Source organism: Haloterrigena turkmenica DSM 5511, from assembly GCF_000025325.1.
Taxonomy (GTDB): domain Archaea; phylum Halobacteriota; class Halobacteria; order Halobacteriales; family Natrialbaceae; genus Haloterrigena; species Haloterrigena turkmenica.
The window spans coordinates 433,487-459,682 of sequence record NC_013744.1; the positions used below are offsets into that span (position 1 = coordinate 433,487).

At 61.3% G+C, this 26,196-nt stretch carries 30 protein-coding genes; 16 read left to right on the top strand and 14 right to left on the bottom strand.

Annotated features, from left to right (window positions below; all coding sequences use genetic code 11):
* Positions 1-83 precede the first annotated feature (83 nt).
* Entirely contained in the window at positions 84-359 is a 276-nt protein-coding gene (locus HTUR_RS20400; RefSeq protein WP_012945229.1) for a hypothetical protein, read from the top strand.
* Between the two features lie 364 nt (positions 360-723).
* Positions 724-1,470, top strand: coding sequence for an enoyl-CoA hydratase/isomerase family protein (locus HTUR_RS20405; RefSeq protein WP_012945230.1), 747 nt, complete (start codon positions 724-726; stop codon positions 1,468-1,470).
* 102 nt (positions 1,471-1,572) lie between these two features.
* On the opposite strand, the gene HTUR_RS20410 is transcribed toward HTUR_RS20405, so the two are convergent.
* Positions 1,573-2,055: a MaoC/PaaZ C-terminal domain-containing protein gene (locus tag HTUR_RS20410; RefSeq protein ID WP_012945231.1), complete on the bottom strand. Its 483-nt coding sequence runs from the start codon at positions 2,053-2,055 to the stop codon at positions 1,573-1,575.
* Positions 2,056-2,226: 171 nt separating this feature from the next.
* On the opposite strand from HTUR_RS20410, the gene HTUR_RS20415 reads away from it, so the two are divergent.
* The 4 genes from HTUR_RS20415 to HTUR_RS20430 are packed head-to-tail and all read left to right on the top strand — an operon-like array spanning position 2,227 to position 6,584.
* The gene (locus HTUR_RS20415) at positions 2,227-2,724 is read left to right on the top strand and encodes a hypothetical protein (RefSeq protein WP_012945232.1); all 498 of its coding nucleotides are present in this window, start codon (positions 2,227-2,229) and stop codon (positions 2,722-2,724) included.
* Complete coding sequence (locus HTUR_RS20420; RefSeq protein WP_012945233.1) at positions 2,721-4,217, top strand: UbiD family decarboxylase; 1,497 nt, start codon at positions 2,721-2,723, stop codon at positions 4,215-4,217. Before HTUR_RS20415 ends, HTUR_RS20420 begins: the two co-directional genes overlap by 4 nt.
* Positions 4,214-5,635: a UbiD family decarboxylase gene (locus HTUR_RS20425; protein WP_012945234.1), complete on the top strand. Its 1,422-nt coding sequence runs from the start codon at positions 4,214-4,216 to the stop codon at positions 5,633-5,635. Before HTUR_RS20420 ends, HTUR_RS20425 begins: the two co-directional genes overlap by 4 nt.
* Positions 5,628-6,584, top strand: a complete 957-nt coding sequence (locus tag HTUR_RS20430) for an MBL fold metallo-hydrolase (protein ID WP_012945235.1) — start codon at positions 5,628-5,630, stop codon at positions 6,582-6,584. Before HTUR_RS20425 ends, HTUR_RS20430 begins: the two co-directional genes overlap by 8 nt.
* A gap of 196 nt (positions 6,585-6,780) precedes the next feature.
* Here the strand turns inward: HTUR_RS20430 and HTUR_RS20435 are convergent, their stop codons facing one another.
* The 6 genes from HTUR_RS20435 to HTUR_RS20455 all read right to left on the bottom strand — a co-directional run bounded on the left by HTUR_RS20435 (position 6,781) and on the right by HTUR_RS20455 (position 10,223).
* A complete protein-coding gene (locus tag HTUR_RS20435) occupies positions 6,781-7,623 on the bottom strand; it encodes an enoyl-CoA hydratase/isomerase family protein (protein ID WP_012945236.1) in 843 nt (280 codons plus the stop codon).
* A 124-nt stretch (positions 7,624-7,747) separates the two neighbouring features.
* Positions 7,748-7,924 (bottom strand): PaaD-like zinc ribbon domain-containing protein, encoded by a 177-nt coding sequence (locus HTUR_RS28815; protein WP_449271834.1) that lies wholly within the window; start codon positions 7,922-7,924, stop codon positions 7,748-7,750.
* A gap of 5 nt (positions 7,925-7,929) precedes the next feature.
* On the bottom strand, positions 7,930-8,697 hold the full coding sequence (locus HTUR_RS20440; RefSeq protein WP_012945237.1) for a Phenylacetic acid catabolic protein: 768 nt from the start codon (positions 8,695-8,697) through the stop codon (positions 7,930-7,932).
* Positions 8,690-8,899, bottom strand: a complete 210-nt coding sequence (locus HTUR_RS20445) for a phenylacetic acid degradation PaaB family protein (protein ID WP_049942018.1) — start codon at positions 8,897-8,899, stop codon at positions 8,690-8,692. Before HTUR_RS20445 ends, HTUR_RS20440 begins: the two co-directional genes overlap by 8 nt.
* 5 nt (positions 8,900-8,904) lie before the next feature.
* Entirely contained in the window at positions 8,905-9,300 is a 396-nt protein-coding gene (locus HTUR_RS20450; protein ID WP_012945239.1) for a metal-sulfur cluster assembly factor, read from the bottom strand.
* A gap of 2 nt (positions 9,301-9,302) precedes the next feature.
* Complete coding sequence (locus HTUR_RS20455) at positions 9,303-10,223, bottom strand: Phenylacetic acid catabolic protein (RefSeq protein WP_012945240.1); 921 nt, start codon at positions 10,221-10,223, stop codon at positions 9,303-9,305.
* A 421-nt stretch (positions 10,224-10,644) separates the two neighbouring features.
* Between HTUR_RS20455 and HTUR_RS20460 the strand changes: the two genes are divergently transcribed.
* Positions 10,645-11,142 (top strand): GNAT family N-acetyltransferase, encoded by a 498-nt coding sequence (locus HTUR_RS20460; RefSeq protein WP_012945241.1) that lies wholly within the window; start codon positions 10,645-10,647, stop codon positions 11,140-11,142.
* Positions 11,143-11,146: 4 nt separating this feature from the next.
* Positions 11,147-11,431: a 2Fe-2S iron-sulfur cluster-binding protein gene (locus HTUR_RS20465; protein ID WP_012945242.1), complete on the top strand. Its 285-nt coding sequence runs from the start codon at positions 11,147-11,149 to the stop codon at positions 11,429-11,431.
* A 793-nt stretch (positions 11,432-12,224) separates the two neighbouring features.
* Here HTUR_RS20465 and HTUR_RS20470 read toward each other — a convergent pair.
* The 4 genes from HTUR_RS20470 to HTUR_RS20485 form a co-directional block, all read right to left on the bottom strand.
* Positions 12,225-13,865, bottom strand: a complete 1,641-nt coding sequence (locus HTUR_RS20470; protein WP_012945243.1) for an acyl-CoA synthetase — start codon at positions 13,863-13,865, stop codon at positions 12,225-12,227.
* An 87-nt stretch (positions 13,866-13,952) separates the two neighbouring features.
* The gene (locus HTUR_RS20475; protein ID WP_012945244.1) at positions 13,953-14,300 is read right to left on the bottom strand and encodes a hypothetical protein; all 348 of its coding nucleotides are present in this window, start codon (positions 14,298-14,300) and stop codon (positions 13,953-13,955) included.
* Between the two features lie 53 nt (positions 14,301-14,353).
* Positions 14,354-15,127 (bottom strand): CoA-transferase subunit beta, encoded by a 774-nt coding sequence (locus tag HTUR_RS20480; protein ID WP_012945245.1) that lies wholly within the window; start codon positions 15,125-15,127, stop codon positions 14,354-14,356.
* The gene (locus tag HTUR_RS20485) at positions 15,117-16,010 is read right to left on the bottom strand and encodes a CoA transferase subunit A (protein WP_012945246.1); all 894 of its coding nucleotides are present in this window, start codon (positions 16,008-16,010) and stop codon (positions 15,117-15,119) included. Before HTUR_RS20485 ends, HTUR_RS20480 begins: the two co-directional genes overlap by 11 nt.
* Before the next feature lie 270 nt (positions 16,011-16,280).
* Between HTUR_RS20485 and HTUR_RS20490 the strand changes: the two genes are divergently transcribed.
* The 8 genes from HTUR_RS20490 (at position 16,281) to HTUR_RS20525 (ending at position 23,753) form a co-directional block, all read left to right on the top strand.
* A complete protein-coding gene (locus tag HTUR_RS20490; protein ID WP_343122708.1) occupies positions 16,281-17,378 on the top strand; it encodes an ABC transporter substrate-binding protein in 1,098 nt (365 codons plus the stop codon).
* Between the two features lie 86 nt (positions 17,379-17,464).
* On the top strand, positions 17,465-18,334 hold the full coding sequence (locus HTUR_RS20495) for a branched-chain amino acid ABC transporter permease (RefSeq protein ID WP_012945248.1): 870 nt from the start codon (positions 17,465-17,467) through the stop codon (positions 18,332-18,334).
* Positions 18,335-19,411, top strand: a complete 1,077-nt coding sequence (locus HTUR_RS20500; RefSeq protein WP_012945249.1) for a branched-chain amino acid ABC transporter permease — start codon at positions 18,335-18,337, stop codon at positions 19,409-19,411.
* A gap of 2 nt (positions 19,412-19,413) precedes the next feature.
* Positions 19,414-20,229 carry an ABC transporter ATP-binding protein gene (locus HTUR_RS20505; RefSeq protein WP_012945250.1) on the top strand — a complete coding sequence of 272 codons (816 nt, stop codon included), beginning with the start codon at positions 19,414-19,416 and terminating at the stop codon, positions 20,227-20,229.
* Positions 20,222-20,938, top strand: a complete 717-nt coding sequence (locus HTUR_RS20510) for an ABC transporter ATP-binding protein (protein ID WP_012945251.1) — start codon at positions 20,222-20,224, stop codon at positions 20,936-20,938. The genes HTUR_RS20505 and HTUR_RS20510 overlap by 8 nt, the downstream gene beginning before the upstream one ends.
* Before the next feature lie 151 nt (positions 20,939-21,089).
* Positions 21,090-21,899 carry an enoyl-CoA hydratase/isomerase family protein gene (locus tag HTUR_RS20515; RefSeq protein WP_012945252.1) on the top strand — a complete coding sequence of 270 codons (810 nt, stop codon included), beginning with the start codon at positions 21,090-21,092 and terminating at the stop codon, positions 21,897-21,899.
* 552 nt (positions 21,900-22,451) lie between these two features.
* Entirely contained in the window at positions 22,452-23,228 is a 777-nt protein-coding gene (locus HTUR_RS20520) for an enoyl-CoA hydratase/isomerase family protein (RefSeq protein WP_012945253.1), read from the top strand.
* A 117-nt stretch (positions 23,229-23,345) separates the two neighbouring features.
* Positions 23,346-23,753 (top strand): universal stress protein, encoded by a 408-nt coding sequence (locus tag HTUR_RS20525; RefSeq protein ID WP_012945254.1) that lies wholly within the window; start codon positions 23,346-23,348, stop codon positions 23,751-23,753.
* A 5-nt stretch (positions 23,754-23,758) separates the two neighbouring features.
* On the opposite strand, the gene HTUR_RS20530 is transcribed toward HTUR_RS20525, so the two are convergent.
* From HTUR_RS20530 to HTUR_RS20540, 3 genes are all read right to left on the bottom strand, one after another.
* Positions 23,759-24,364, bottom strand: a complete 606-nt coding sequence (locus HTUR_RS20530) for a GNAT family N-acetyltransferase (RefSeq protein WP_049942021.1) — start codon at positions 24,362-24,364, stop codon at positions 23,759-23,761.
* A gap of 121 nt (positions 24,365-24,485) precedes the next feature.
* On the bottom strand, positions 24,486-25,292 hold the full coding sequence (locus HTUR_RS20535; protein WP_012945256.1) for an enoyl-CoA hydratase/isomerase family protein: 807 nt from the start codon (positions 25,290-25,292) through the stop codon (positions 24,486-24,488).
* The gene (locus HTUR_RS20540; protein WP_012945257.1) at positions 25,285-26,175 is read right to left on the bottom strand and encodes a 3-hydroxyacyl-CoA dehydrogenase family protein; all 891 of its coding nucleotides are present in this window, start codon (positions 26,173-26,175) and stop codon (positions 25,285-25,287) included. The genes HTUR_RS20535 and HTUR_RS20540 overlap by 8 nt, the downstream gene beginning before the upstream one ends.
* Between the last annotated feature and the right edge of the window lie 21 nt (positions 26,176-26,196).

A 26,196-nucleotide genomic window follows, 5' to 3' on the forward strand; every position in this document is an offset into this window, starting at 1 on the left:
ATCGGTCATTAAAAAACACCCGAAAGTCACCGTCTGCGAAGTCAATATCGACGCCTTGAGGACGCAGCGAACGGCTCGATAGAATGATGACGAACCCGCAATTCGATGACGTTCGGGAACGGGCCGCCGAGGCGGTTACCGAGGATGATCTCCGATCCGTGTATACCGGGCTCGTTCACGAGGACGGTCGTCACGAGTACTACTTCGCTAACGACACGGAGGAGGCGGCGGAGCTCCGGGAGGCAGCCACGATCCAACTCGGCATGTTGCTCCGCGTGCTTGCGGACCGTTCCGACAGCTCCGTCGAGGAGATCACAGACCTCGCGGTCGAGCGCGCCGAACAGATGCAGCTCCGATAATTCTCGTTCGTTCGGATCGGAAATCGCGGCAACCGCGGCGATCGCTCGTCGACGGAGCGGCCAACCATCCCGCACTCACACCCTGACGGCGTAGTAGCGACGAGCGCCCGCTCGTAACCAGCGGCCGGTATCGCGCTCCCGACAGTCCTCGGCGTACCGTCGGTGCAGTCTCTCGAGGTGTCGTCGGTCGGCCGAATCGGATCGTTCTGGACGACGATCGCTTGAGACTCTTCGTGAGTGGGACACTGCCAGACGAGCGCCTTCCGAGTAGCGGCCACGTCCGCGTCGCCATCGTGACGGTGCCCACACGCGTGCTACGGCACTGTCTAGCAAAATTTAACAGCAGCGGCGGAGTTGGTGGCGTATGATCGTCGAAGACGAGAACGGCGTGCGGACGGTCACGTTCGACCGGCCCGAATCGCTAAACGCGTTTACCGCCGATGCGGCCGAATCGTTAGCCGACGCAATCGACAGCGTTGACGCCGACGAGTACGATGCGGTCGTCCTCACCGGCGAGGGCGACGCATTCAGCGCCGGTGGTGACCTCGAGGCGATGGCCGACCGAGACGAGACGCCGAAGGAGTCCCTCGACCGGACGACCGAGACGCTCGGTCGAGTCGTCGAAGCGGCGCTCACGTCCGAGGTCCCGATCGTCGCGAAAGTCAACGGCGACGCCGTCGGCGCCGGCCTCGCGGTGACCGCCGTCAGCGACTTCGCGTACGCCGCCGACTCCGCATCGTTCAGCTGTGCGTTCGCACGGGTCGGCCTTGTTCCGGATACCGGCGGGACGTTCCTGCTGCCCCGATTGCTCGGTCTCCGTACCGCCAAACGGCTGGCGATGACCGCCGAATTCATCTCTGCGGCTGAAGCCGCGGAGATCGGGCTCGTAAACGAGACCGTTCCGGACGACGACCTCGAGGCAGCGGTCGACGACCTCCTCGAAACGCTTCGGGAGCGTCCGACAACGACGCTGGGACTGACGAAACGCGCGATCCACGAAAACATGGGACGGTACTGGCGGGAGGCGCTCGATCACGAACTCCTCACTCAATCGATCGCCTACGGCACGCCGGAGCACGAAGACGGCGTCGCCGAATTTCTCGAGCGGTGAGTCGACTACCGCGGTCGACTCGCGGATCGGACTACGGGGGTCAGCAGGCGTAGCTGTCGATCCGGACGCGGGAAACTGCGAGCCGGTTCCACCTGTCGAACGTTACCTACCATCACCCTGATTCTCGGTGTCACGTCGTTCGACCAGTTCGCGATTCTTGAGCGAGAGCACTTCGGTTCCGGACTGATTCGTTACCGAGATTCGTTCGCGGACGATTCCAGTGGTCGGATCGCCCTCGGACGGTTGCGTTTCGAGGATCGTCGTCTCTACGGAAAGAGTATCCCCCGGCCGAACCGGTTCGTGCCAGCGAACGTCGTCGATTCCGAGACCGGCGATGACGGCTCGCTCGCTCCGGACTTCGTCGACAAGACGTCGAACCGATAGGGAAAGTGTGTGGTATCCGCTAGCGATGAGGCCATCGAACCGGCTTTCCGTTGCCGCCTCCGGATCGGTATGAATCTCGAGCGGATCGAACTGCCGTGCAAACTTGACGATGTCGTCTGCCGAGACCGTTACTTCACCGCAGTCGATCGTTCGTTCCCGGATATCCTCGAGATATCGAGTTTCGCTCTCTGAATCGGTCATAGAGACGAGTCGTCCCTCCTGCCAAGTTAACGTTGGTATCTGCAGTCACCGAGACTGCAGTCCGTCTCTCCGGCGCGCGCGGGATCACATTCGTTACTTGAATCGATGAACCTGTCCGATAGGTTAGAGAGGGATTTTAGTTGTAGGCCGCTTCACTACTTGACAACGGGTATGGCAGGGAAATATATCACGTCCGAAAGCAATCTACCGGACGATCCCGAAGGGGAGGAGATCCAGTTACAGGTTAGTGACGAGGAGACGAAAGAAATTTTCAATATCCGGGCCAAGATCGATCGAGATCCCGACAATCTCGTCGATCCGGACACGCTGACCGTGGTGAAAGGCCCACACGAGAACACCGAAGAAGAGTGGTATCTCGATGTTCTCGAGACGGATAGCGGCGATCCGGTCGACACTGAACTGCTCGAATCGACGATGACCGCCCTCGAAGAGCAGTCGACCGTTATCAACACCCGCTCGAAGGAGGTGAAGACTCTCCTGCAGTATCTCACGGAAAAAGGGGAGTACGATTCCGTCTCCGAGGCGAGTCGAACGATCATGCTCGAGTATCTCTCCGATACGTATCCGGAACTCGTCAGCGAATACATCGATCTCAAAGTACAGTCGGAGCGGAACGAACTAGCTAACGAATTACACGATTACAAATGACGACCAGTAGCCTCCGGCAGTACCTCCAAACGCTCGAGACGAACGGAGACCTCCATCGAATTAGCGAGCCGGTCTCGTGGAATCTCGAGGCAAGCGCCGTCACGATGCTGCTGAACGAAGAAGACAGCGCCGTGCCGCTATTCGAGAACGTCGATTCAGCGCGACTCGTCGGCGACCCGTATCGGGGAACCCAACGACGACCCTGGGAACGGATCGCCCTGGGACTCGGATTGCCGTCGGATCTCTCGTACAGAGAGTTCTACGAAGCGGTGATCGAACGGCTGAAAAACCCGATAGAACCGGTAACAGTATCCACAGACGATGCGCCCTGTAAAGAGGAGATACAGACGGGCGACGACGTTGATCTCCTGGACTTTCCCTGGCCGTACATTCACGCGGGCGACGGCGGACGCTATTCGAATCTCCATACGCTCGTCGCACCGGACCCTGATTCCGAGTGGGTCGACTGGTCGAACCATCGAACGATGATCCACGACGGCGAGACGAGCAGCGTCCTCCTGTTGGCGGGTGAGCAAACGCCGAATCTCTACTATTACAAGTACGAGAAACGGGACGAACCGATGCCGGTCGCGATCACCGTCGGCGCTGAACCTGCCGTTCAGTACACGTCCGTGATGTGGATTCCGACGGGACGAAACGAAGCGGAATACGCAGGGGGATTGAAACAGGAACCGGTTGAACTCGTACCCTGTGAAACCAACGACCTCTCGGTCCCAGCGACGGCCGAACTCGTCATCGAGGGCGAAATCCTCCCGAACGAGCGTCGTGACGAAGGACCGTTCGGCGACTACTTCGGCTATATGCACGGCCCCAGACGGTCGATGCCTTTGTTCCGAGTGACCGGAATTACTCATCAAACCGATCCGATACTCCCGTTCTGCGTCGAGGGGACCGGTGTCGGGCATTCGGAAAACACAACCAGTTCGATGGAAATCGGCTGTGTCGGGCCGGACGCAACGCTCGGACTGCGGACCGCCGGGTTCGACGTCGAATGCTGTGCCCCTTGGAAGTCGACGCCGAGGACGATCTACGCGATCTCGACCGAGAAGACCAACCCCAGCTATCTCCACGATATGGCGAATTTCATCTTCACGACGTGGGGAATGCTCCACGTCGACTTCTTCATCTTCGTCGACGCTGACGTCAACCCGCTCAATCAGCGCGAAGTGCTCGAGGCGCTCGCCCTCCACGCGGATCCCGACGCGGATTTCCATCAGTTCGGCGTCGAGACGATGCCGAAGGTGCCGCTCAACATCTATCAGACGCCGACCGAGAAGGGGGACATCCAGACCGGAACGTCGAAAGCGAAGACGGCGAAGGCGTACATCGACGCGACCAGCGACGGAGCTGGCCGGGAGGCGCAACCGACCCACGACATCGAGCGCAGATATCGGGCGCAAAAGATACTGGAACGGGCCGGCGTCGAATCGAGCGAGCTGTCGTTCGTCGATCCCGGGGAGGCCACGCAATGACGACGGTGCGACGGCACCTCGATCGGCTTCGGGAAACGGGCGATCTGATATCCGTGACGGAACGCGTTCACTGGGAGGGCGCAGTCGCCGAGGTCGCGAGCGAGGCGACCCGGCACAACTGCCCCGTAACGCTGTTCGAGAACACGTCCGGGACGGTCCGGCCGGTGAGCGGCGTTTACGGCGGTGCCGATCAGTTCGCCAGCGCCGACCAACGGCCGTGGCAGCGAATCTCACAGGCGCTCGATCTCGGCCCGGAGTGCTCGTATACCGAACTGATCGAACACCTGGCGCGGTGGGAGACGTCCGACATCGACGACGTCACCGACGAATCGGCTGCGACCGTCCGCGACAGTGGCGATATCTATTCCCTCGGACTCCCGACGACCAGCGACGGGACGCCGCTCGTCTCCCTGGGTCTACTCGTCGTCGAGAGGGACGGTGTCACGACCTGGGCACCGATCAGAGGGCGGGCACAGCGAAGCCAAACGTTGCGACTCTCCGTTCCCGAGTCGGTCGTCGAGTGGTGTACGTCCTCGGCCGACGTGAGCGTCGTTCTCGGCGTCTCGGCTGCTCCCCTCATCGCGGCGCTTCAGGGATGGACACAGGGCCAGACGACGCCGAGCGTCCCGAACCTCGCGGCGGGACTGGCCGACGTCTCCGTGACGACGGTCGGATCGCGGACCGTCCCGTCGGACGCCGAAGTTCGCATCGACGGGCGGATGAACGCCGTCGAATCGTCAGTGACCGAGGAGACCGAACCGCGAGCCGCGTGGGAACTGACCTGCGAGACGGCGACTGTCGATGTCAACGTCGAGACGGTCGCCGTTCGCGAGGACCCGCTCGTTCCGTTCACTCCGCTCGGCGAACCGTTGACCGACGATATCCACCTGATGTGTCTCGTCGAGACGGCGAAGCTCTTTCGCCGGGTGAACAACTACTGGGGCGTCTCTCCCGTCGAGTGGATTCAGCTGCCGGTCGAAGGGCGACTCGGCTTCTGTATCGTCTCGAGTGAAATCCTGTACGCGGGGTTCGAGTGGCAACTGGCGAATACGCTCTTCTCGTTCTCCGATCTGTTCGACAAGGTGCTCGTTCTCGACGAACAGGCCGATCCGACGAATCTCGCTCGAGCGATCGACGATATGTGGGTCAAGGCCCACCCGGCCAACGACTGGATCTTCAGCGAACCGAACGCCTCGAGCGCAGCCGCCCCGTTGTATCGCTCGGACGACGAAAACGGTTCTCGACTCTACATCAACGCCACGTGGGATCCGCGGTGGGACGAGGAATACATTGCCCCTCGAGTGACCTTCGAGACGGCGTTCTCCGAGAACGTTCTGGAATCACTCATCGAGCGGTGGGAGGAACTGGGTCTCGACGACCTCCTCGACGAACGAGGGGTGAATACCGATCATGAGTGACGCCGTCCGGATCCCTGTCGGCGACGGATCACCGGAGGGAACGAACAGCGCGTACATCCTTCCGGCGCGCGGCGTCGTCATCGATCCCGGTCCACCGACCGAAACAGCGTGGACGTCCCTTCAGAACGGGATCACGGAGACCGGTCTCGCGTTCGAGGACGTCGAACACGTCTTTGTTACCCACTGGCACATCGATCACGCCGGTCTGGCGTATCGACTCATGGATCGTGCGAATGCGACGGTACACACTCATCACGACGATGCGGCTCTGATCGGCGACTACGCGTCCGCCCGGAGACGACGGCTTCGCCGCGACCGACGGACTCTCGAGCAGTGGGGCGTCCCGGAGTCGGTTCGAGACGACGTGCTGAGTCGGGATACGTCGTCCCCGCTCCCAGACTCGTTCGTAGTGGTCGGTCACGAAAGCGGTGATACCGTCGCCGGCGTCGAGTTCGTTCACACGCCGGGACATACTGCCGGTCATGCGTCACTGAAGACGGACGAGGATCTCTTCCTCGGAGATCTGTTGTTACCGACGTACACGCCAAACGTAGGGGGGAGCGATACGCGACTCGACGATCCGCTCGGGCGATATCTCACGTCAGTGAACAGACTCGAGTCGACATCGAGAGACGGGAACCCGGGCCACGGAGCAAAACTCGAGATCGAGAGCGCGAGCGCCGACGTGAGACGCCACCACCGAGATCGGGCCAGAGCGGCCTTTCGAGCGATCGCGACGTCGGAGGTGACAGCACGAACGCCGTGGGAGGTAGCGAGACAGTTGTTCGGGGATATGCGAGGGATCCACGCGAAGTTCGGCGCCGGCGAAGCGGCCGCTCACCTTCAGCGACTCGCTGAACTGGGGATCGTCGAGCGCGTAGACGGGGAAGCGGTTCGGTACCGCCCGATAGTCGATTCATACCCGGACGACCTCTCGCTGACGCCGTAGTTCGAGTCGCCGCAGATCGCCGGCTTAGGCGTTCTCACGACCGCCTCGAACACAGCAGTCTGCGAAGCTGGCTCGGATCATCAGTCGACAGCTACGTCGGAGACGCTACCAGAGCACGGATCGCTCGTTGCGGTTGAAAATATGAAAACGCCGCCGATCTGCCAGCGGCGAAACCCAGCGGTAGCGGACGTAGTCGTTACTCCTCGGCGCCCGGTTCTTTGTCCCCGAGCTCCACGGCCAGGAAGTCGGGCTCCCGATCATTGAGGAACGCACTGACGCCTTCTTCCGCGACGTCGGAACCGAGCAGTCGGTTCTGTAGCTCTCGCTCGTGGACCAGCGCGTCCTGCAGGGGCATCTCGAGGCCCTCGTTGACCGCCAGCTTGTTGTTGCCGACCGCGACGCTCGGCTTCTGGACGAGCTCTTCGGCGAACTCGAAGGCGGCGTCTTCGATCTCTTCCGGGGGGAAGATCTTGTCGAAGATGCCCTTCTCGGTCGCCTCTTCCGGCGTGAACGTCTCGCCGGTGAGCATCATCTCGAGCGCCTCGGAGCGGTCGATGTACCGAGGGAGCAGCTGGGTCCCCGCCTCGCCGGCGATGAGACCGAGGCTGATCTCGGGCATGCCGATATTGTAGCTCTCGTCGTTGCCGATGTACCGGAAGTCACAGGCGAGCGCGAGCTCGAGCCCGCCGCCCATACAGTGACCGTTGACCATCGCGATGAAGATCGTGTCGGTCGAGCGGATCTTCATCATGACTTCCTTGCTCGTCTGGCTCGCGTACCCGACCTGTCGGCCGGACTCGTCGTTCAGCTCTTGGATGTCGAAGCCGGTCGAGAAGAACGTATCGTTCGCGCTACCGAAGAGCACGGCCCGGATGTTCTCGTCGAATCGGATCGACTCAACGGCACGCTGGAGCTCCAGGAGGACGTTGATATCGTGTGCGTTCGCCGGCGGACGGTCGAGTCGGAGGATGCCGACGTGACTGTTCACTTCCGTCGTGAAATACTCGAGTTCAAGCTCGTCGAACGATCGGAGTTGCATACAGAACACTCATCGGGTCGCCCATATAAATAACTTTCCCAAATCGATTGGATTATGGCAGTAGGAGTGCTGAAGATACCGGTCGCTATGGGGTCCGAGGGCGTACTAAACGCCAACGGATCAGCTATCGACCGGTGTCCGGGTTCGCGCCGTCATATTTGATACGTTCGAATACCGTGTTGCAGTCGTTGCAGTAGTACTGGGTTTTCGAGATCTCGCTGCCGAAGGCGGACTCCCGTTCCGTATCCGTCGATTCACAGAACGGACACGTTACGGTCGGTTTCGAGAGGTGGTCGTTCATTGGCGTCAGTTCATCGCGAACAGTTCGTTCGCTTCGCCGCGGAGCTGTTCGACGTCCGTGTCACTGATCGAGCCGGTATCCACTCGTCGCCGCGTTTCGTCCCACTCCTCGAGCGCGGGCGCGTCCCAGTCGACGCCCTCGAGCGAGACGTCCGTTCCGGCGAACAGATCACGGTAGTGCTGGGCGAACGACTCGCGAATCTCGGCGATCGGTCGATCCGTGAATCCGGTCTGATACAGCGGATCCTCGTCCTCGTCGTACGCGGCCGGGCCGATGAGCGCGAGCGTCTGAGGAAGCGTCGTTTCCAGCGTCTGCTGGACCGTCTCGGGATCCTCTGCGGCCAGCGTCTCGAGTCGCGCATCGTGGTACTCGAGGTGGAAGTACTCGTCCTCGCCCATCTTGGTGATCAGGCCGGACAGATCGTCTCGGCCGATCGCGTCGATCAGATACCACGCGGCTCGGTCGGCCGGCGCGATCGACGCCATGTACGTCGTCCACTCGCCGTCGATGCGGTCGAGACAGGCCGCGTTGGCGAACTCGTCGGGATCGCGGTGACCGCTCAGCCAGTCGGCGTCCCGTCCCTGTTCTTCGAGTTCGCGCGCCAGTTGCCGAACATGGCCGATCTCCTCCTGGGCGGCGCTCGCTCCGCCGATATCGTCCTCGAGCGACGGTCCCGAGAGGCTCCACTGGGCGTACCGGTGTCCGAGCAGGAGCTTCGTGTCGTAGATCGCCTGTACGTAGTCGACCGCCGCTTCGGACCAGTCCTCACTCATGAGCGGCCACCTCGAGGTCAGGCCGTCCACCGGTCACTTCCAGCAGGTGCTCCGTTCTGGCGACGGCGAGGAAGTCCCAGTCCTCTTCGTTGAACGTGTTGTGGGCGTATATCTGTGCGAGTCGATCGCTCTTTGCGGTGACGTTACCGATGTGTTTGGTATCGTCACCTTGGTTGATTCGTGCGAATACTTCGTATTTCATAGTCATTAGAGGCTGATACCTGATTCACGCATCTTTTCACGGACGGCGTCGGTGAGCATGTCCTTCGACCAGACGGGATCCCACACGACATCGATATCGACCTCGTCAACGCCGTCGACGACCGCCAGACAGCTCCGAATATCGTTATGGATCATGTCGTAGGCCGGACAGCCCATGCAGGGAAACGTCAGTTCGACGGTGACGTGGCCCTTGTCTTCGCTGACGTCGTAAATCATCGCCATCTCGACGAGACTCACGGGAATGTGCGGATCCGGAATCTCGTCGATGATGTCCCACAGCTCTCGTTCGAACGGCGTCGCGTCGGCCCGACGCTGCTCGACGAATTCGCTGGTCAGCGACGCATTCGGCGATCCGTTCGTCGTTGATCGTACACTCGACATGATTAGACCTCGATGTCGACGGTACCGGACTGGATCATATCGATGTACTTCTCGTTTGCCGGGCCGCGGGAGCGCCATCGATCCATCACGTCGGACCACGAGATCGGTTCGCCGAAGCGCCACTCCTTGTTGTCCGCGTCGAAGGCGACCGGCAGATCGTACTCGAGGACGTACTCGTCGCGCTCGTCGTCGTAGTGGGCCGGTACGTCGAGTTCCAGTTCGTTCATCAGCGGCAACGTCCGGGACAGCCAGTCCTGCCGGAGCTCGTCGTTAGACTTCCCCTTGATGCGGTACTCGAGCTGGTCGTCGTGTTTCTTCTTGTCGTCGGGCATCCCGAACCACTCGACGCCCATCGGGAACATCCAGTCGACTGCTTCCTGCAGCTGTTGTCGGGTCTTCTCGCTGTTGTTCGCGAGCCGGCGCATCCACGTCTCGCCGTGACGGAGGTGGAACTGTTCTTCCTTGCTCACCTTCGTGAGTGCGCGCTTCCAGGGCGCGTAGGAGGTGTTCTCGTGGATATCGCCGAGCAGGACGATCCCCGCGCGGTCGAACAGCCCGTGGGCCGTCACGAGCTCGGCGAAGTTGTCGATGTGCTGGTCGAACCCGTAGGTGTTGCGGAACTCGTGGGGTTCGCGCTCGTAGATGAGTTCCTCGCGGTCCTCGCCTAAGTCTTCGAGCAGTCGGTAGGCGATGTGGCCGTGTCCCAGCTCGTCTTGGATCACGCTGATACACGAGGCGCGTGCGTCGAGCGACGGCGCATTGAGCGATTGCTCGTAGTACGCCGGTGCGCTCATGAGTTCGGTATCGCCTGAGACGGTCAGGATCTGTTTGAGGGCCTTCTTGTAGCCGTCGGTCATCTCTTCGGGCGATTCGATCATCCGTCCGTTCTGCAGCTCTTCTTTGAATTGCTTCTCGGTGGGCATGGCTCTGATCTTCCAGTAGAAGCTTTCTACTCGAGGGTTATAATTGTTTCCTGTATACGCTTCCTGTATCTACCAATCCGCGTGTCACGTCGGTCTCGCGGCCCAGCCGCGATCGTATCGGCGAATAGCGCACATCGAGTACTCTCTCGAGTTCGCTCGGCTCCGTCAGTGTCGAGACGTCGCTATCGCACGCCTCGCGCGAGGTCGATTCTCAATAAGCCGGACGACTTGAGTCCGCGTCTCGCGGACCGGAGTTCGTCCGAGTAACGTGAAGGGGACTCACTCACTCCACTAATCGCGCTGTCACGCTAGGCCGCGTCTCTCGCTGCGACCGAACTGCCGGCCTAACCCGGCAGAGTTGTTGGATGCGCTACCATATATACCAGTGCATTTTTTGGTAGTCCACCTCTGACGGTAATGTATGACGTACCAGATACGCCAGGCGACCCTGGAAGACGGTGAGGAACTACTGGACCTGTGGCACGGCTTCACGGACCACCTCTCGAAACACGACGATCGGTACGCGCACAAGGAAAGCGCCGATGACCGCTGGCTCCAGTACTTCGAAAACCAGCTCGTCGATTCGAAGTACGGCACCGTCATCGTCGCGGAACACGAGGATTCGGGCGAACTCGTCGGCGTCCTCGAGGCGCGCATCATGGGGAACCATCCGATCTTCCGGCTGCAGGACCACGGGTACATCAACGGCCACTACGTCGCGGAAAGCCACCGGGACAACGGCGTCGGCGCCGCGTTACTGGAGGAGGTCCACGAGTGGTTCGATCAGTCGGAGAAAGACGTCGACTTCTACCGCGTCGACGTGATGCACGGCGACGAGTCCGCCGAAGCGTTCTACGAGTCGAACGACTTCGAGCCGGTCGAACACGTCTTCGAACGAGCCACCGATCGAGAGCAGTAAGCAAATGGTCGAAAGTTACACTGTCGAGTTCGTTGACGAAGGACAGGCGATCGAAGTGCCGGCCAATAAACCGATACTCGAGGCGGCGGAGGAAGCCGGTCTCGCACCGCCCTATCAGTGTCGGATGGGCGTCTGCGGGGTCTGTTGTGGCTTAGTCGTCGAAGACGGTGAAGTCGACCAGACGGAGGGTATGTTCCTCTCCGACAGCGAGAAGGAGGAAGGCTACGCCCTGACCTGTATCGCGAAACCACGTTCGGATCTCCGTATTCGAACCGACGAGAGCCCGTAACGACGCGACCACGCAGATTCCCGCTCATTTTCGATTCGACCGTGACAGTCCACGAGCGCTCAGTCGTCGGTGTCTCGCGCTCGAGACCCTGGTATTGAGAGACCCGTAGATCAGCGTCCCGACGGCTATCAGTGACTCAGAGCGGTGAACGACTCCGCGAACCGCCTCCCGTTCTTGAAGCCGATCAAACGCGATCGTTTCCAGTGACCGGGTAGACCTCGACGGTTCACAAGGTGTGTATACGCGTACCGTATACGCCCTCCGCTATCCACTCTCACCTACCTTTACATCCATACGTCTGTAATGAGTTTGGGCAAGCCAGACCGATCGGAAGTTGGAAGGGCTGATGGCGAACGAGATGTTTACAGTAATACCATTGTAATGGGCCGTCAGCTCGAGATCGCCGTATCTGCCCCCTCGTCTCACACATGTAACCACATGCTTCCCAAACACCAATGTCTCATCACCGTTAGCGTATACACAAAGCGTAAACCACCTCCATATACGCGAGGCGTTAACAGTCAATCTGCTATTCAGAGAGCGGTTCACTGCGCTTGGAGTTCGCGGGCGGTTGTCTCGATCGCTACTCAGCGACTGCGTCTCAGAACCGACGCGTGTGGGTTACTCGGACGAGATCGCTCTTATGGAAGAGGGTGCGATTCGCAAATGAGTTCGTATCTCTCGGTTCGGATCGAAGAAGGCAGGAAAGATGATACGGAGGCCGCAGAGGCGATTATTGATGCTGTCGCGAGCGACGAGATCGGTACTGCTCGTTCGAAGCGATCGAACGATTCTATCGGCGCTCCAACTGTCGGAGTTCCGTCCGTCGAATCTTTCCGGTATCCGTCCGCGGGAGGGCGTTCTTGAACTCGACCTCGCGCGGATACTTATACGGTGCGAGGTTGTTCTTGACGTGATTCTGTATTTCCGTCACGAGTTCGTCTCCCTCGGAGGCGCCGTCGTTCAGGACGACGAACGCTTTCACGACCTCGCCGCGTTGCTCGTCCGGACTGCCGACGACAGCGACCTCGGAGACCGATTCGTGTTCTTCGATGACCGCTTCGACCTCGGGCCCGGGGATGTTGTAGCCGCTCGAGATGATGAGGTCGTCGTCGCGGGATTTGTACTCCAGGCGACCGTCTTCGCGCTGTACAAAGATGTCGCCCGGGATCGACCACCCGTCCTGGTTTACCTCGAGTTGTTTCTCGGGTCGGTCCCAGTATTCGATTCCGGTCGGCCCGCGAACGGCGAGGAGTCCCGCTTCGCCGCGCTCTAAGTCTTCGCCCGTGTCCGGGTCAATGATCTTACACTCGTACCCCGGGACCGGATACCCGGTCGCGCTCGGATCGATTTCCTCGTCGTGACGGTGACTGATGAAGATATGGAGCATCTCCGTCGTTCCAATTCCGTCGAGGAGATCGATTCCGTACTCGGATTTAAATTCCTCGAACGTCGTCGGCGTCAGCGGTTCGCCGGCGCTGAGCCCGAGACGGAGCGATGAGACGTCGTAGTCGTCAGGACCGTCGGGATACTGGGAGAGGATCTGATTGAATCCCGTCGGGATCGAACAGAGGATCGAAACCCCGTGGGCCTCGATCGCTTCCAGTAAATCGCCGGGATCCGCGTCTTCGACGAGACTCGTACTCGCGCCGAACCGGAGCGGGAACGTCACGAGGTCGCCGTATCCGTACGCGAAGGGGAGCGGTGGATTCCCGCCGAAGACGTCGTTCTCGGTCGGCTCGAGGCAGTACCGCGCGTAGGAGTCCGCGGTGGCCAACATGTTCCGGTGGGTATGAATCGCACCCTTCGGTTGCCCGGTCGTTCCGCTCGTATACAGCATCAGCGCGAGATCGTCGCGTTCGGTGTTGTACGCCTCGAGTTCGTCACTGGCGTCCTCGAGTAGGCCGTCGTAGCTGTGATAGCTGTGATCGATCCCGTTGCGCTCGGCGACGATGACGTCGTCGACGGTTTCGAGTTCCGGCAGCGCGTTCTCCACTTCTCTGAGGAGATCATCGTAGACGACGATGGCCGACGCTTCGGCGTCGTTGACGATGTGTTCGAGCTCTTTCGCCCGGAGGAGTTTCATCGACGGGAGAGCAACGCCGCCGATCTTCTGAACCGCCAGACACGAGATAATCGCTTCCGGTCGGTTAGGGAATCGAACGACGACCCGATCACCGGCTTCGACGCCGAGGCCGCGCAGCGCATTCCCCATTCTGTTCACGGTCTCCTGCAATTCTTCGTACGTGATCTCCCGATCCTCGAAATAGATCGCGACGTTGTCACCGCGCCCTTCGCGAACGTGGCGGTCGACCAGTTCGTCGACGACGTTGATCTGGTTCGGGTAATGGAGCTCCGGAAGCGAATGGACGTACTCCGGGGCATTCTCTTCGTCCGGCAGACGCTCCTCTGTGATAGTGGCCTGCATACGCATAACCAACTATAGCATTTAATAATATACCTATCGGTTCCTCACCCGATGTTAATTATAGAAATATTCCATTTCACGGCGGTCGGTCCGCTATTTCTGGGCTTCCCGTTCTGCCTCGAAAAGCTCGTCGCGGAGCCGTCGGATGGTATCGACGGCGTCGGTTCCCTCGGCGAAGACGTACGTCTTCGCGTCCTCGAGTTCATCCGTTTCGGCGACGATTCCGGTTGTCTCGAGTTCGGCGACGTGCGTTTCGACGGTCGACTCCTCGAGGCCGGTGATACGAGCGAGTTCGGGAATCGTAAAGTGAGTCGTCAAATCCTCCGATTCGGCGAGTAGTGCGCTGACGAGCAACGTCTTGGGATGGGTTCCGAAGACGTCAGTCAGGGGGATGTCCGTCGCAAACGATTCGGGATCCGTCGGCTCGTTTCGATCGGCCATGGTTCGTTTGACGACGGAATCCGTCTTAATCGATCGGGTTGCAATGTGTCGGGCTACGTCCAGAACCCGTCCGGATCGAACGTCCGGACCAATTCGAGTTCCTCGTCGGTCGGCTCGGACGTCGTCTTGACGGTCCCCTCACCGACGTCGTCGGCCGTCTGTACTTCCCACGGGAAGGCCGCGAGAACGCCTGCGACGTCGGCACCGGGATGAACGGTGCGGAGATAGAGTTCACCGCGTTCGTCGAATCCGAACGTCGCTTTCGACGTGACGAGCGCGCTCGGGCCACCGCCGGGAGCGGGATGGTCATCGCGACCGTTTCCATCGGCCGGATAGCCGGGGCTCGTCACGTAGTTCACTTCTTCAGCGAAGCGACGCGATTCGTGTGGCATGAGCAGGACAGTCCGATCAGCCATGCACGCGATGTCGCAGGCGCCACCGCTGCCCGGGAGTCGAATCTCCCGATCGGCGGCGGCCACTCGAGTCGTGTTCAGGTTTCCGTAGCGGTCGATTTCGGCACCGCCGAGGAAGCCGACGTCGATGTCGCCGCGCTGGAGTCGGGACATGATGTCGATCATGCCCGTCGTCGCGACGGCGCGGTTCAGGTTCGGCAGGTCGCACATCGTATGAATGAAGCCGTCCGCGGGTGCATCGCGAATGACGCCGCTCTCATATACGGCCATCGCGTTCGGCGCGTGCGTGCTGACCGCGACCTGAAACGCGATCAGTGGCAGCCGCATGCTGACGAACGCGGTCTCCCCGTCCTCGATCTCGCGGGCGGCGGTGGTGACCATCAGTTCGCGGTCCGTATAGTCCTCACTGACCATACTGCACCTCTGCGGCGACGGTCGGTTCGGTGATCTCGAGGTCAGTGTCGACGAACGTCGCGTACTCTTCGCGGCCGCTAACGCCGTATACCCACTTGCTGGCCCAGTCCTCGAACCCGTTCGCCGTCTCCGTTTGACGGTTGTACCGGAGGTAGTAATCGTTGTCCCGGTTGTAACAGCCGGTCACCGGCGACGGATGCGCTCCGAACGGGCATTCGACGACGCTGGTGACCTGGTCTCGCGTAATCGCGACCCTACTCGAATCGCTCTTGATGACGGCCGGTTCGACGATTTCCTCGGCGGTTACCAGAACGTTCTCTGCCGCACCGACCGCCGGTTCGACGATACCGGTGTTCCCCCAGAGGTGGACGTCTCCGTCCGGACTTGCACGCTGTGCATGAACGATCGCCCAATCGGGCTTGAGCGCCGGGACGAGCACGAGCGGCTCTCCGCCGAACGGATCGGTCGCCTCGGTGAATCGATCGTTTCGTTCGAAAATGTCGCTTCCGAGCAGCGAGCGCGTCGGGAGGTACGGGACACCCATCGCACCGGCCTGCAACGCGAGCGCGATACTGAAGTTAGAGTGATCTTCGACGGTAACTTCCCCGTTCTCGACGGCCTCTCGGAACCGGTAGCCGGTTCCAGCGCTGACGTTCCCGACCCACGCGGCGCGGACGTCGGATACCGCACCGCCGCCGATCAGTTGATCGAAGAGCAGGTCGCTGATCGGTCCGACCACGGTCAGTTCTCCGACGCCCTGTCGGAGGAGTTCATGCCCCACCGCGAACGGGATCGCGTGTTCCAGTGCGAGTCCGGCGGCGATTGTACTCCCGGTGTTGATACGCGATACCGCGACGTCCAGTGGCTCCATATTTGCCGTCATACACTACCAAATGTCGATAGACGTATATAAAACCCAACTGGGATAGTACACGACTCGCGGAACTCCCTGCATATGATCGGAATTTATATATATGATACTATCACACGGAAGGGTATGGTTCGCAGACTCATGGGTGAGAGTAGCAACCGGATAGCCACTGATCGGGCGTCTCAGTCGTCGATATCGAGACGCCAGTATCTAGCGAGCGGTGCAGCAGTAGGTGTCGGAGCCGCACTCGGTGGCTGTCTCGGTAGCGATGACGGATTGACTGTGGGATACGCGCTGCCGTTTACCGGTACCTACGCGATGCTCGGCGAGAGTATCGTCAACGGGTTCGAGCTGTACCTCGAGCAGAGCGACGGAGAGATCGACGGTCAGGAAGTCGAGACTGTCGAGCGCGACACCGAGGCTGACACGAACCGTGGTGTCGACGTGACCCGAGAGCTCATGGTCGAAGAACAGGCCGATGCGATCGTTGGGCCGGTCTCGAGCAGCGTCGCGATCGCCATGATGCAGACGATCGAAAACGAGGCAAGCGCGATCTGGCTGAACGCGAACGCGGGCGATTACCGCGTCGTGGAGGAGGGCTGTCTGAACTACCACTTCCGCACGTCGTTTAACGATTGGCAGACGAGCGCACCACTCGCGGAATGGGTGTACGATAACGTCGCAGACAACGTCTGTCTGGCCTACGCCGACTACGCGTTCGGGCAGAACTCGAAGAACTTCTTCCAGAAGGCGTTCGAGGAGGCCGGTGGCGAGGTCGTCGACGAAGTCGGTGCTCCGTTGGGGACTGACGACTACTCGACGTACTTGAGCGACATCGAAAGCAGCGGTGCCGACGCGGTGTTTTCATTCTTCGCGGGGAGCGACGCCGTAAACTACATTTCGGACTTCGCCGACTACGGTCTCGACGCGGAGATGACTCAGGTCGGGAGCGGGTTCCTGCTGTCGGAGGACACGCTTCCCGCACAGGGCGAAGCGGCGTTGGGTATGTACTCACTGCTCCACTACACGCCGACCCAGGAGACCGACCGGAACCAAGAGTTCATCGGGAACTATCGCGAGGCGTACGATAGCTCGGCGAATGTCTATGCCTGTCAAGGGTACGATTCCGCGCAGGCGTTCGCCGCCGCCGTCGCAGAAGCGGGCAGTTCGGACCCCGACGAGATGGCCAACGCGCTCGGCGGAATGGAGCTCGACAGCCCGCGGGGCAGTTTCCGGTTCAACTCCGAGACGCACGAGGCGATTCAGAACATGTACGTCCGAGAGGTCGTCGAAAGCGACGGGGACCAACCCGTCGAGAATCAAGTCGTCGAGACGATCGACTCGGTCGAAAGCCCTAACTGGGGATGCAACCTTGAGTAGTATGATTCGTCGAACGCACGAACGGGTCGCCGGCCGAACGCGCTGCAACCACCGAACGACTGACGTCTCGAGAGGGGGTGTGTGAGATGGTCGAGACGTTCCTTCGAGCCACGCTACTGGGCGTTCAGCTGGGTATGACGCTCGCGCTGATCGCTGCCGGCCTAACGCTGATCTTCGGCATGCTGGACGTTATCAACTTCGCACACGGCGCGCTCTACATGCTTGGCGCGTATTTCGGAGCCGTAATCGCGGTCAACCTGGGGAGCTTCTGGCTCGCACTGGTGCTCGCACCGCTGCTCGTTGGTCTCATCGGGGCCGCGATCGAAGTGCTGTCGCTTCGTCCCCTCTACGGTCGCAATCCCCTGTATCACATCCTGCTCACGTTCGGGTTCGCGATCATGATACAGGGTGCGATCGTACAGATCTGGGGCGGACAGGCCCGTCGGATCGCCCAACCGGATCTGCTCACCGGAACGCTGTCGATCGGATCGCTCAACTACCCGATCTATCGCCTGTTCGTCCTCGTAGTGAGCACGGTCCTGATCGCAGCCGTATGGCTCGCGATCGATCGGAGCAACCTCGGGATCCTCATGCGAGCGAGCGCCCACGATACGGAGATGGTAGACGCACTCGGAATCGACGTCTCGAAGGTGTTCACTAGCGTCTTCGTGTTCGGTGCGGTGCTGGCCGGTCTCGCCGGCGTCCTGCTCGGTGCGTCGCGCTCGGTCAACCCCGGAATGGGGATGGGGATCATCATCGAGGCGTTCGTGATCGTCGTGATCGGCGGACTAGGGAGTTTCCGCGGCGCTGTCTATGCCGGGCTCCTCATTGGACTGGTCACCGCCTACGGGGCGTTGATCGCGCCGACGCTGACGGATTTGTTCCTCTTCGGGCTGATGGCAGTGGTACTGATGATCAAACCCAACGGACTGTTCGGCACGACGGAGGCGGCATAAATGTCCGCACTCGATTACCTTCGACAGCGGAATACGCCGCGAACTGGAAACCAGATCCTCTCGAGATCGGGACGGCTCACGTTGCTAGTGGGGATCGCCATCCTCGCCGCGCTGGGGCCAGTCGTCCAGTCGGTCCAGCCGTTCTGGCTGAATCTCCTGGTTCGGATGTTGACCTTCGCTCTCCTGGCGCTGAGCCTCGACTTCGTCTTCGGCTACGCGGGACTGCTGTCGTTCGGCCACGCCGCGATGTACGGTGCCGGCGGGTACGCTGCGGCGCTGTTGGTCACGGAGGTGACCGCGAGTGCACTGGTCGTCCTACCGCTCGCGGTCGTCACCGGCGTCATCGTGGCCACGATAATCGGCTGGCTCAGCGTGCGGGCTCGCGGAATCTACTTCGCTATGCTGACGCTGGCGTTCGCACAGATGCTCTACGTCGTCGCGTTCACGGACCTACCGGCAACGATCGCCGGAATGGAGACGGTGACCGGCGGCGATAACGGTCTCTACGGCATTCAGCTGTACGAGCTGTTCGGGATCGACTTTCGGGAGCGGCTCAACTACTACTACTTGACCCTCGGGATCGTGGCGCTATCGCTGGCCGGGATAGTCCGGCTCGCCAACTCCCCGTTCGGCCGCGTCCTGCAGGGCATTCGCGAGAACGAAGAACGAACGGAATTCATCGGCTACGACGTCCAGCGCTACAAGGTCATCGCGTTCGCGATCAGCGGCGGCTTCGCCAGTCTCGCCGGCGCGCTCTACGTGCCGTTCCAGAGCGTCGCTAACCCCCAACTGCTCCACTGGACGGTCAGCGGAGAACTCGTCGTGATGGTCCTACTCGGCGGCATGGGCACGTTCTGGGGCCCGATGCTCGGGGCCGGACTCGTCGTCTTTCTCGAGGATCGTCTCGGCAGCGTCGCGAGCTGGGAAGTTATCCTCGGCAGCCTGTTCGTCGCGGTCGTCGTCTTCGCCCCGCGTGGACTCGCCGGGTCGATCATCACGCTCCGAAACGATCCTCGTGCCGCCATCGGAAACGCGAAGCGAGCGCTCGAAAACTACGTGCGGAAGGTGAGAGGATAACGATGAGTGAAAACGTCGACGAACTCGAGACAACCGCCGAAGACCAGCCCGATCCGTCGAACGACGTGATCCTTCGAACCGAGGATCTCACCAAGAAGTTCGGCCCGCTCACCGCGATCGATAGCATCTCGCTCGATATCCTCACCGACGGGATCACATCGATCATCGGTCCAAACGGGGCGGGGAAAACGACCCTGTTCAACACGCTCACTGGAAAGCACGCGCCGACCGAAGGCCGGATCGAGCTTCGCGGCGAGTCGATCGGGGGAAAGCCGCCCCACGAAATCGCCGGCCACGGAATCGTCCGGTCGTTCCAGATCACGAACTTCTTCTCGGAGCTCACTGCGATCGAGAACGTCCGCCTCGCGGCCCAGGCACGGTATTCCGGCTTCGGACCGTCGGACTTCCTCAGCCACCACACGGCGCTCGAGGAGCCGATCGCCGACGCGAAGCACATTCTCGAACGCGTACACCTCGACGATGTCGTGTACGAGCCCGCCTCGAGCCTCTCGTACGGCCAGCGTCGCCACCTCGAGATCGCGATCGCGCTCGCCTCGGAGCCCGAGTTGCTGTTAATGGACGAGCCGACGGCCGGAATGAGCCCCGAGGAGACGCGGGAGGTGGTCGAACTGATCGAAGACATCGCAACGGACATGACGATCGTTATCATTGAACACGATATGGATATTGTAATGGGAATCTCCGATCGGATCGCGGTGTTGAATGAGGGATCGCTACTCACGCAGGGAACGCCGGCGGAGATCCAGCGGGACGAACGCGTTCAGCGGGCATACTTAGGAGGTGGTGGTCGTGACTGATCGGCTGCTTAGAATAGATTCGATCGACACCCGTTACGGGGAGAGTCACATCCTCTTCGACCTCTCGCTCGCCGTGGACCGCGGCGAGATCGTCGCCCTCGTCGGCCGAAACGGCGCGGGGAAGACGACGACGCTCCGAAGCATCATGGGACTAACCCCGCCCACGAACGGGACGATCACGAAGGACGCCGATCGGCTCGACGGACTCGATCCGCACGAGATCCGGAAACGGGGCATCTCGTGGATTCCCGAGGAACGGCGCGTGTTCGGGAGCCTGACCGTCGCGGAGAACCTACGACTGGCGGCTCACAGCGGTGACGGCGATCAGGCTAACCGGTTCGAAGAGATTTACGCGCAGTTTCCTCGACTCGACGAGCGACGGGCCCAGAAAGCGGGGACGATGAGCGGCGGCGAACAGCAGATGCTCGCGATCGCTCGAGCGCTCCTTGGTCCCGAGACGGACCTGCTCCTGCTTGACGAACCAAGCGAGGGACTGGCACCACAGATCGTCGACGACGTCGCCGAGATCATCCGCGAATTGAACGAGCGCGGAGTCACCGTCCTTCTCGTCGAGCAAAACGCCGAGATGGCTCTCGAGTTAGCGGATCGCGCGTACGTCCTCGAGACTGGCGAAATCGTCCACGAATCGACCGCAGCAGAACTGCTCGACGACCGCGAAACGATGGAGGGATATCTCGGCGTCAAATGAGCCGTCTACGCATCGTCCGCTCGGAAACCGCGACACGGTGTGGCAGTCCAACGAGTATCTCGAGACGACCCGAACGCCTAACTGCACGGGAATACCAGTCTCGTGTACCGATGCGGTACCTGACCGACTACACTGATAGAGGTGGGACAGCGTGGACGTAGAGACCGACCGAATTCACGATCTGGTTCGCGTCGAATTCCTCACCGACGAGTCCGTCGCCCGACTGGTAATGGAACAGGGGGAGAACCCGATGAACGTCTTTCGCCCGTCGAAGGTCGAGGCGATGGCCACTGCGGTCGAGTCGCTCGCGGACGATATCGATTCGCTCGTCCTGTACGGCGAACCGGTGTTCTCCGCTGGCGCGGACCTCAGTTCGGTCAAGCGGATGCCACAGGAGATGCGCCCGGCGAAGATCGACACTATCGCAGCCGCGTCGAACCGGTTCATCCGCTCGATCAGGCAGTTCCCGGCACCGGTCATTTCGGCCGTCACTGGTGTCGCAGCGGGCGGTGGGCTCGGATTCGCACTCGCATCCGACCTGATCTACGTTCACGCTGAGGCCGTATTCGACACGGCGTACGCCCGTATCGGACTCACCCCGGATAACGCGACGCCATTTTTCCTCGTTCGGACGGTCGGTCCGTACCGGGCCAGGGAATTACTGTTCGATCCCGAACCGATCTCTGCGGCAGAGATCGTCGATCTCGGGCTCGCAAACGATCGATACGATGTCCCGGAGTCGGAGTTCATCGAGACCGTGACCCGAGACGCCATACGGTATGCGAACGGACCGACCGAAACGTACGCGCAGACGAAGCAACTCCTCGATACCGCCTTCGAGGGACGACTCGACGACCACCTCGAGGAGGAACGGTCGACGATCAAGCGAATGAGCGACTCCGATACGTTCGACGAGGGCATTTCGGCGTTTTTCGAGAAGCGCCAACCGAACTGGGAGTAGTAACCGACAGCACCGCTTGCGAGGTCGCTACGGAGTTTCGAAGACGGTGGCCGGAACTGAATCGGCCACCTCGTCCCATTTGGTGATCATCGCAGCAGGGGCCGTCATGTCGCGATGAGCGATGTGTGGCAGAGACCATCACGGCCCCTACAATCGTTCTCCGAACTGCAAGTGACCGTTCTCGAGCGAACGGTCTGCGGTTCGACGAGAGTGTGTGGGCGGCTTCGGTTTACGGCCGAAGCCGCGTTGACGTGGACGGACGATAATCGGTTTGACCGACCCGAACGAATTTCGGGTCGATCGAACCGTGGAGCATCATCTTGCCACGGGCGGGATGATATCGAGCTGGGGGTTCGATCTCGATAGTCAATCTGGCTGAGTTATCCCGCCAAGACCACTAACGCTCGCGACAGTAATAAACTCTATTAAACGCATGAATAATTCCGCTTCGAGGTGACCGCTCATCCCGGGAACGCGTTCCGTCGACGCTCGAGCGTCGGACGGGTCCGCCGGTGAGAAAGAACCAAGAGACTTCCCGCCGTTTCCCCATCCATGACGTTCGAAACGCTCGAAGTCTCCGTCGACGACGGCATCGCGGCCGTTCGAATCGATAACGATCCCGTCAACGCGATCGACCAGCAGATGCGCCACGAACTCGCCGACACGGTCGATATCCTCCGGGAGGATCGAGTTCGAGTCGGGATCATTACCGGACGCCCAGACGTGTTCTCGGTCGGGGCCGACGTCGGCCTCTTCGAGGAGGCCCAGGAGTGGACCACCGACGAGTTCCGTTCGAACTCGCGGATTCTGGGCGGCGCGTTCGATGCGATCGAACGCATGGAAAAGCCCGTACTGGCCGCCATCGACGGCACTTGCGTCGGCGGCGGCCTCGAACTCGCGTTAGCCTGCGACGTCCGGATTGCGAGTCCCGATGCGACGCTCGGCTTCCCCGAACACAACATCGGTCTCATACCCGGCCTAGGCGGGTGTTCCCGCTTCGTCCATCTCGTCGGTCCCGGGACGGCGAAGGATCTCATCTTCAGCGGCGAACTGGTCGACGGTGAACGCGGTCGCGAGATCGGGCTCATCGAGCGCGTCGCGGACGATCCGGAGTCGGCTGCTCAAGCGTACGCGGACGACCTCCTCGAGCAACCGCCGCAGGCGCTCGGACTCGCGAAGTGCGTCGTCAACGCCGCCCGCGATACCGACACCCAGACCGCGGGCGTCCTGGAATCGCTCGCCCAGAGCACGCTCCTCGAGACCGACGATCACCGGGAGGGAATCAAGGCGTTCCGCGAGGACCGCGATCCGGAGTTTACCGGCGAGTAACGTCGAACTCGGCGGAACCGATTCGTCGCCGCTACCCGGATAGAGTCCATATCGGTTCGCCGACTGTGCCGTGATCGATCATCGGCCTATTTACAGTTCGAACGATAACTGGTACCTATGATCGAGATACTGATTCCCATCGACACCGACGAGAGCCGTGTCGAGCGGCAGATTCGAACGATCCTCGAATTACCGATCGAGACCGATACCGTCTCCGTAACGGTGCTGCACGTCTTCTCGGACAATCCGGCCGGTGCATCGATTTCACAACTCCAGACGGCGCGATCCGCCGAAGAGCGACTCGAGGCCGCCGGGATCGACGTTCGTCTCGATGAACGAAGCGGCGATCCGGCGCCGGAGATTCTCGCCTACGCGGACGAAATAGACGCAGATCTGGTCTGTCTGGCCGGCCGAAAGCGATCACCGACGGGGAAGGCCCTGTTCGGGAGCGTCACGCAGGACGTGATTTTGAGCACCGACCGGTCGGTCCTTATCGCCGGGAGCTCCGAAACGAGCCGTTCGTAACGGCGTCAGACGCGATCCGCAGGCGGTCGCCGGAGCCGCCGGACGAGCGAGTGCTCGAGATCGAGTTCCATTTCGAGTTCAGAGAGCTTCCGTTTCGTGACGTCGAAGCCGACGTTCTCGTACACCGTGATGGCACGTTTGTTGCCTTTCGAGACCTCCAGCGTGAGTCCGCTGTGGTCCCTGTCGTCGGCATAGGCGATGAGTTGCTTGATCAGCTCGGTCCCGATACCGTGATTCTGGTACGCTTGATGGACGAAGATCAGGAACTCCGGCTCGCTCGAGTCCGCGGGGACGACCGCGACGTGACCGATCACCCGATCCCCGTCGAGCGCGATCAGGCTCCACCCGTTCGAGTGTAATCGCTCGAGCCAGTCTTCGATTTTCGGTACTGTCGCTGGTGGCAGCCCCATCGACCGGCTGTACTGATCGAGATCGGCGTACATCGAGACGAGCGCGTCCCGATCGTCGGACTCGTATGGCCGAGTCAGAAACAGCGTGTCATCTTTTCCCTCGAACCGCGGACACCGCGGCGGGCAGTAGGGCGTTCCCTGGCACTCCGAGTTGTCCCAGGCGGTACAGGCGGCGCCCGTCGTACCAGTATTCGCGCTCATATCGATTCGTTCTCCCGACAGCCACGTAACGTTCAGCGCGAACATGTTTCGGTTCTCCCGGTCGGAATCCGGCTCGAGAACTCCACTGGACGGCGAGAAACGGGCGTTCACCCGGGCGCGGCTACCGTCCGATGAACTCGGGATCGCGACCCTCGAGGAAGGCCTCGATCCCTTCGTCTTTGTCTTCCGTGGCGAACAACTGGGCGAACAGTTCGGCCTCGTACTCGATACCCTCCTCGAGCCCCATCCGGGAACTGGCTCTGATGGCCTTCTTGGCGAATTCGAGGGCGATGGGACTCTTCGCGGCCATCGAACCGGCGAGATCGTCGACGCGCTCGTCGAGTCCGTCCTCGTCGTGGACTTCGTCGACGAGACCGATCTCCTGGGCCTCCTCGGCGTCGACGAGTTCCCCAGAGAGGATCAGCTTCATCGCCTGGCCCTCGCCGACCAGGCGGGGGAGTCGCTGGGTCCCACCGCCGCCCGGGATGATCCCCAGGTTGATCTCGGGCTGACCAATCTTCACACCGGACTGGGCGATCCGAACGTCACACGCCGTCGCGAGTTCGCAGCCGCCGCCGAGTGCATGGCCGTTGATCCGCGCAATGACGGGGATAGAGGCGTCGTCGACGGTTTCGTAGATCCGCGGGCGCTCACTGGCCTCGCGCTGTTCGACTACACCGCGCTCCCGGAACTCGGTGACGTCCGCGCCGGCGACGAACGCGCCGGATTCCTCACTGCCCGTGACGACGAGCACGCGCACGTCGTCGTCCGCGTCGGCGGCGGTGACGGCGTCTTTGAGTTCGGAGCGGACGTGTCCGTTGAGCGCGTTGCGGGCGTCGGGACGCTCGATAGTGACCGTCGCGACGCGGTCGGCGCGCTCGCCAATTTCGACCGAAAGAAGTTCGTACTCGTCCGAGAGTTCACTCATCGCTCTCACCCCAATCGCCGCTCGTGCCGACGCGCTCGCCGTCCTCCCAGACGTAGTAGCCCTCGCCGGTCTTCTTGCCGAGCTTGCCAGCCCGGACCTTCCGGCGCAGGGACTGTGGTGGCTTGAACCGCTCGCCGAGTTCCTCACGGAGGTGTTCGGCGATGTGCAGGCGGACGTCAAGCCCGACGTGGTCGGTCAGTTCGATCGGCCCCATCGGGTGACCGTAGCCGAGTTCCATCCCCGCGTCGATGTCGGCCGGGCTGGCGACGCCCTGCTCGACCATCCGGATCGCCTCGAGGCCGAGCGCGACGCCCAGCCGCGAGGTCGCGAAGCCGGCCGTGTCGCGGACGACGACGTCCTCCTTCTCGATGCCCTGCACGTAGTCGACGGCGAAGGCCTCGGTGCGTTCGTCGGTCTGTTCGGCGATCACGATCTCGACGAGGTCCATGATATGGGGCGGGTTGAAGAAGTGCAGTCCCACCGCGCGCTCGGGGTGCTCGAGTGCGCTGGCCATCTCCGTCACGGAGAGCGAAGAGGTGTTCGACGCGATGACGGTCTCCTCGCCAGTCGCCGCCTCGACGTCCGCGAAAACCTCCTGTTTCAGGTCCATCTCCTCGGGCACCGCCTCGACGACGAGGTCCGCGTCGTCGACGGCCGCCTCGAGGTCGGTCATCCCCTCGATGCGTGCTACCGTTTCATTCATCTCGTCTTCGGTGAGCTTGTTCCGATCGACGCCGCCTTGGAGGTTCTCGCGGATCCCCTCGAGGCCGTCCTCGACGAGGTCGTTTTCGATGTCCCGCAAGACCACATCGTGGCCTGCCATCGCCGAGACCTGTGCAATTCCGTGGCCCATGCTTCCGGCTCCGAGTACTGTGACCTGCATATACGGACCGACTCGAGTATC

Coding starts and splice junctions, on each gene's coding strand:
- HTUR_RS20400 (WP_012945229.1), top strand. CDS start 84: ATGATGACGAACCCGCAATTCGATGACGTTCGGGAACGGGCCGCCGAG.
- HTUR_RS20405 (WP_012945230.1), top strand. CDS start 724: ATGATCGTCGAAGACGAGAACGGCGTGCGGACGGTCACGTTCGACCGG.
- HTUR_RS20410 (WP_012945231.1), bottom strand. CDS start 2,055: ATGACCGATTCAGAGAGCGAAACTCGATATCTCGAGGATATCCGGGAA.
- HTUR_RS20415 (WP_012945232.1), top strand. CDS start 2,227: ATGGCAGGGAAATATATCACGTCCGAAAGCAATCTACCGGACGATCCC.
- HTUR_RS20420 (WP_012945233.1), top strand. CDS start 2,721: ATGACGACCAGTAGCCTCCGGCAGTACCTCCAAACGCTCGAGACGAAC.
- HTUR_RS20425 (WP_012945234.1), top strand. CDS start 4,214: ATGACGACGGTGCGACGGCACCTCGATCGGCTTCGGGAAACGGGCGAT.
- HTUR_RS20430 (WP_012945235.1), top strand. CDS start 5,628: ATGAGTGACGCCGTCCGGATCCCTGTCGGCGACGGATCACCGGAGGGA.
- HTUR_RS20435 (WP_012945236.1), bottom strand. CDS start 7,623: ATGCAACTCCGATCGTTCGACGAGCTTGAACTCGAGTATTTCACGACG.
- HTUR_RS28815 (WP_449271834.1), bottom strand. CDS start 7,924: ATGAACGACCACCTCTCGAAACCGACCGTAACGTGTCCGTTCTGTGAA.
- HTUR_RS20440 (WP_012945237.1), bottom strand. CDS start 8,697: ATGAGTGAGGACTGGTCCGAAGCGGCGGTCGACTACGTACAGGCGATC.
- HTUR_RS20445 (WP_049942018.1), bottom strand. CDS start 8,899: ATGAAATACGAAGTATTCGCACGAATCAACCAAGGTGACGATACCAAA.
- HTUR_RS20450 (WP_012945239.1), bottom strand. CDS start 9,300: ATGTCGAGTGTACGATCAACGACGAACGGATCGCCGAATGCGTCGCTG.
- HTUR_RS20455 (WP_012945240.1), bottom strand. CDS start 10,223: ATGCCCACCGAGAAGCAATTCAAAGAAGAGCTGCAGAACGGACGGATG.
- HTUR_RS20460 (WP_012945241.1), top strand. CDS start 10,645: ATGACGTACCAGATACGCCAGGCGACCCTGGAAGACGGTGAGGAACTA.
- HTUR_RS20465 (WP_012945242.1), top strand. CDS start 11,147: ATGGTCGAAAGTTACACTGTCGAGTTCGTTGACGAAGGACAGGCGATC.
- HTUR_RS20470 (WP_012945243.1), bottom strand. CDS start 13,865: ATGCGTATGCAGGCCACTATCACAGAGGAGCGTCTGCCGGACGAAGAG.
- HTUR_RS20475 (WP_012945244.1), bottom strand. CDS start 14,300: ATGGCCGATCGAAACGAGCCGACGGATCCCGAATCGTTTGCGACGGAC.
- HTUR_RS20480 (WP_012945245.1), bottom strand. CDS start 15,127: ATGGTCAGTGAGGACTATACGGACCGCGAACTGATGGTCACCACCGCC.
- HTUR_RS20485 (WP_012945246.1), bottom strand. CDS start 16,010: ATGACGGCAAATATGGAGCCACTGGACGTCGCGGTATCGCGTATCAAC.
- HTUR_RS20495 (WP_012945248.1), top strand. CDS start 17,465: ATGGTCGAGACGTTCCTTCGAGCCACGCTACTGGGCGTTCAGCTGGGT.
- HTUR_RS20500 (WP_012945249.1), top strand. CDS start 18,335: ATGTCCGCACTCGATTACCTTCGACAGCGGAATACGCCGCGAACTGGA.
- HTUR_RS20505 (WP_012945250.1), top strand. CDS start 19,414: ATGAGTGAAAACGTCGACGAACTCGAGACAACCGCCGAAGACCAGCCC.
- HTUR_RS20520 (WP_012945253.1), top strand. CDS start 22,452: ATGACGTTCGAAACGCTCGAAGTCTCCGTCGACGACGGCATCGCGGCC.
- HTUR_RS20525 (WP_012945254.1), top strand. CDS start 23,346: ATGATCGAGATACTGATTCCCATCGACACCGACGAGAGCCGTGTCGAG.
- HTUR_RS20530 (WP_049942021.1), bottom strand. CDS start 24,364: ATGAGCGCGAATACTGGTACGACGGGCGCCGCCTGTACCGCCTGGGAC.
- HTUR_RS20535 (WP_012945256.1), bottom strand. CDS start 25,292: ATGAGTGAACTCTCGGACGAGTACGAACTTCTTTCGGTCGAAATTGGC.
- HTUR_RS20540 (WP_012945257.1), bottom strand. CDS start 26,175: ATGCAGGTCACAGTACTCGGAGCCGGAAGCATGGGCCACGGAATTGCA.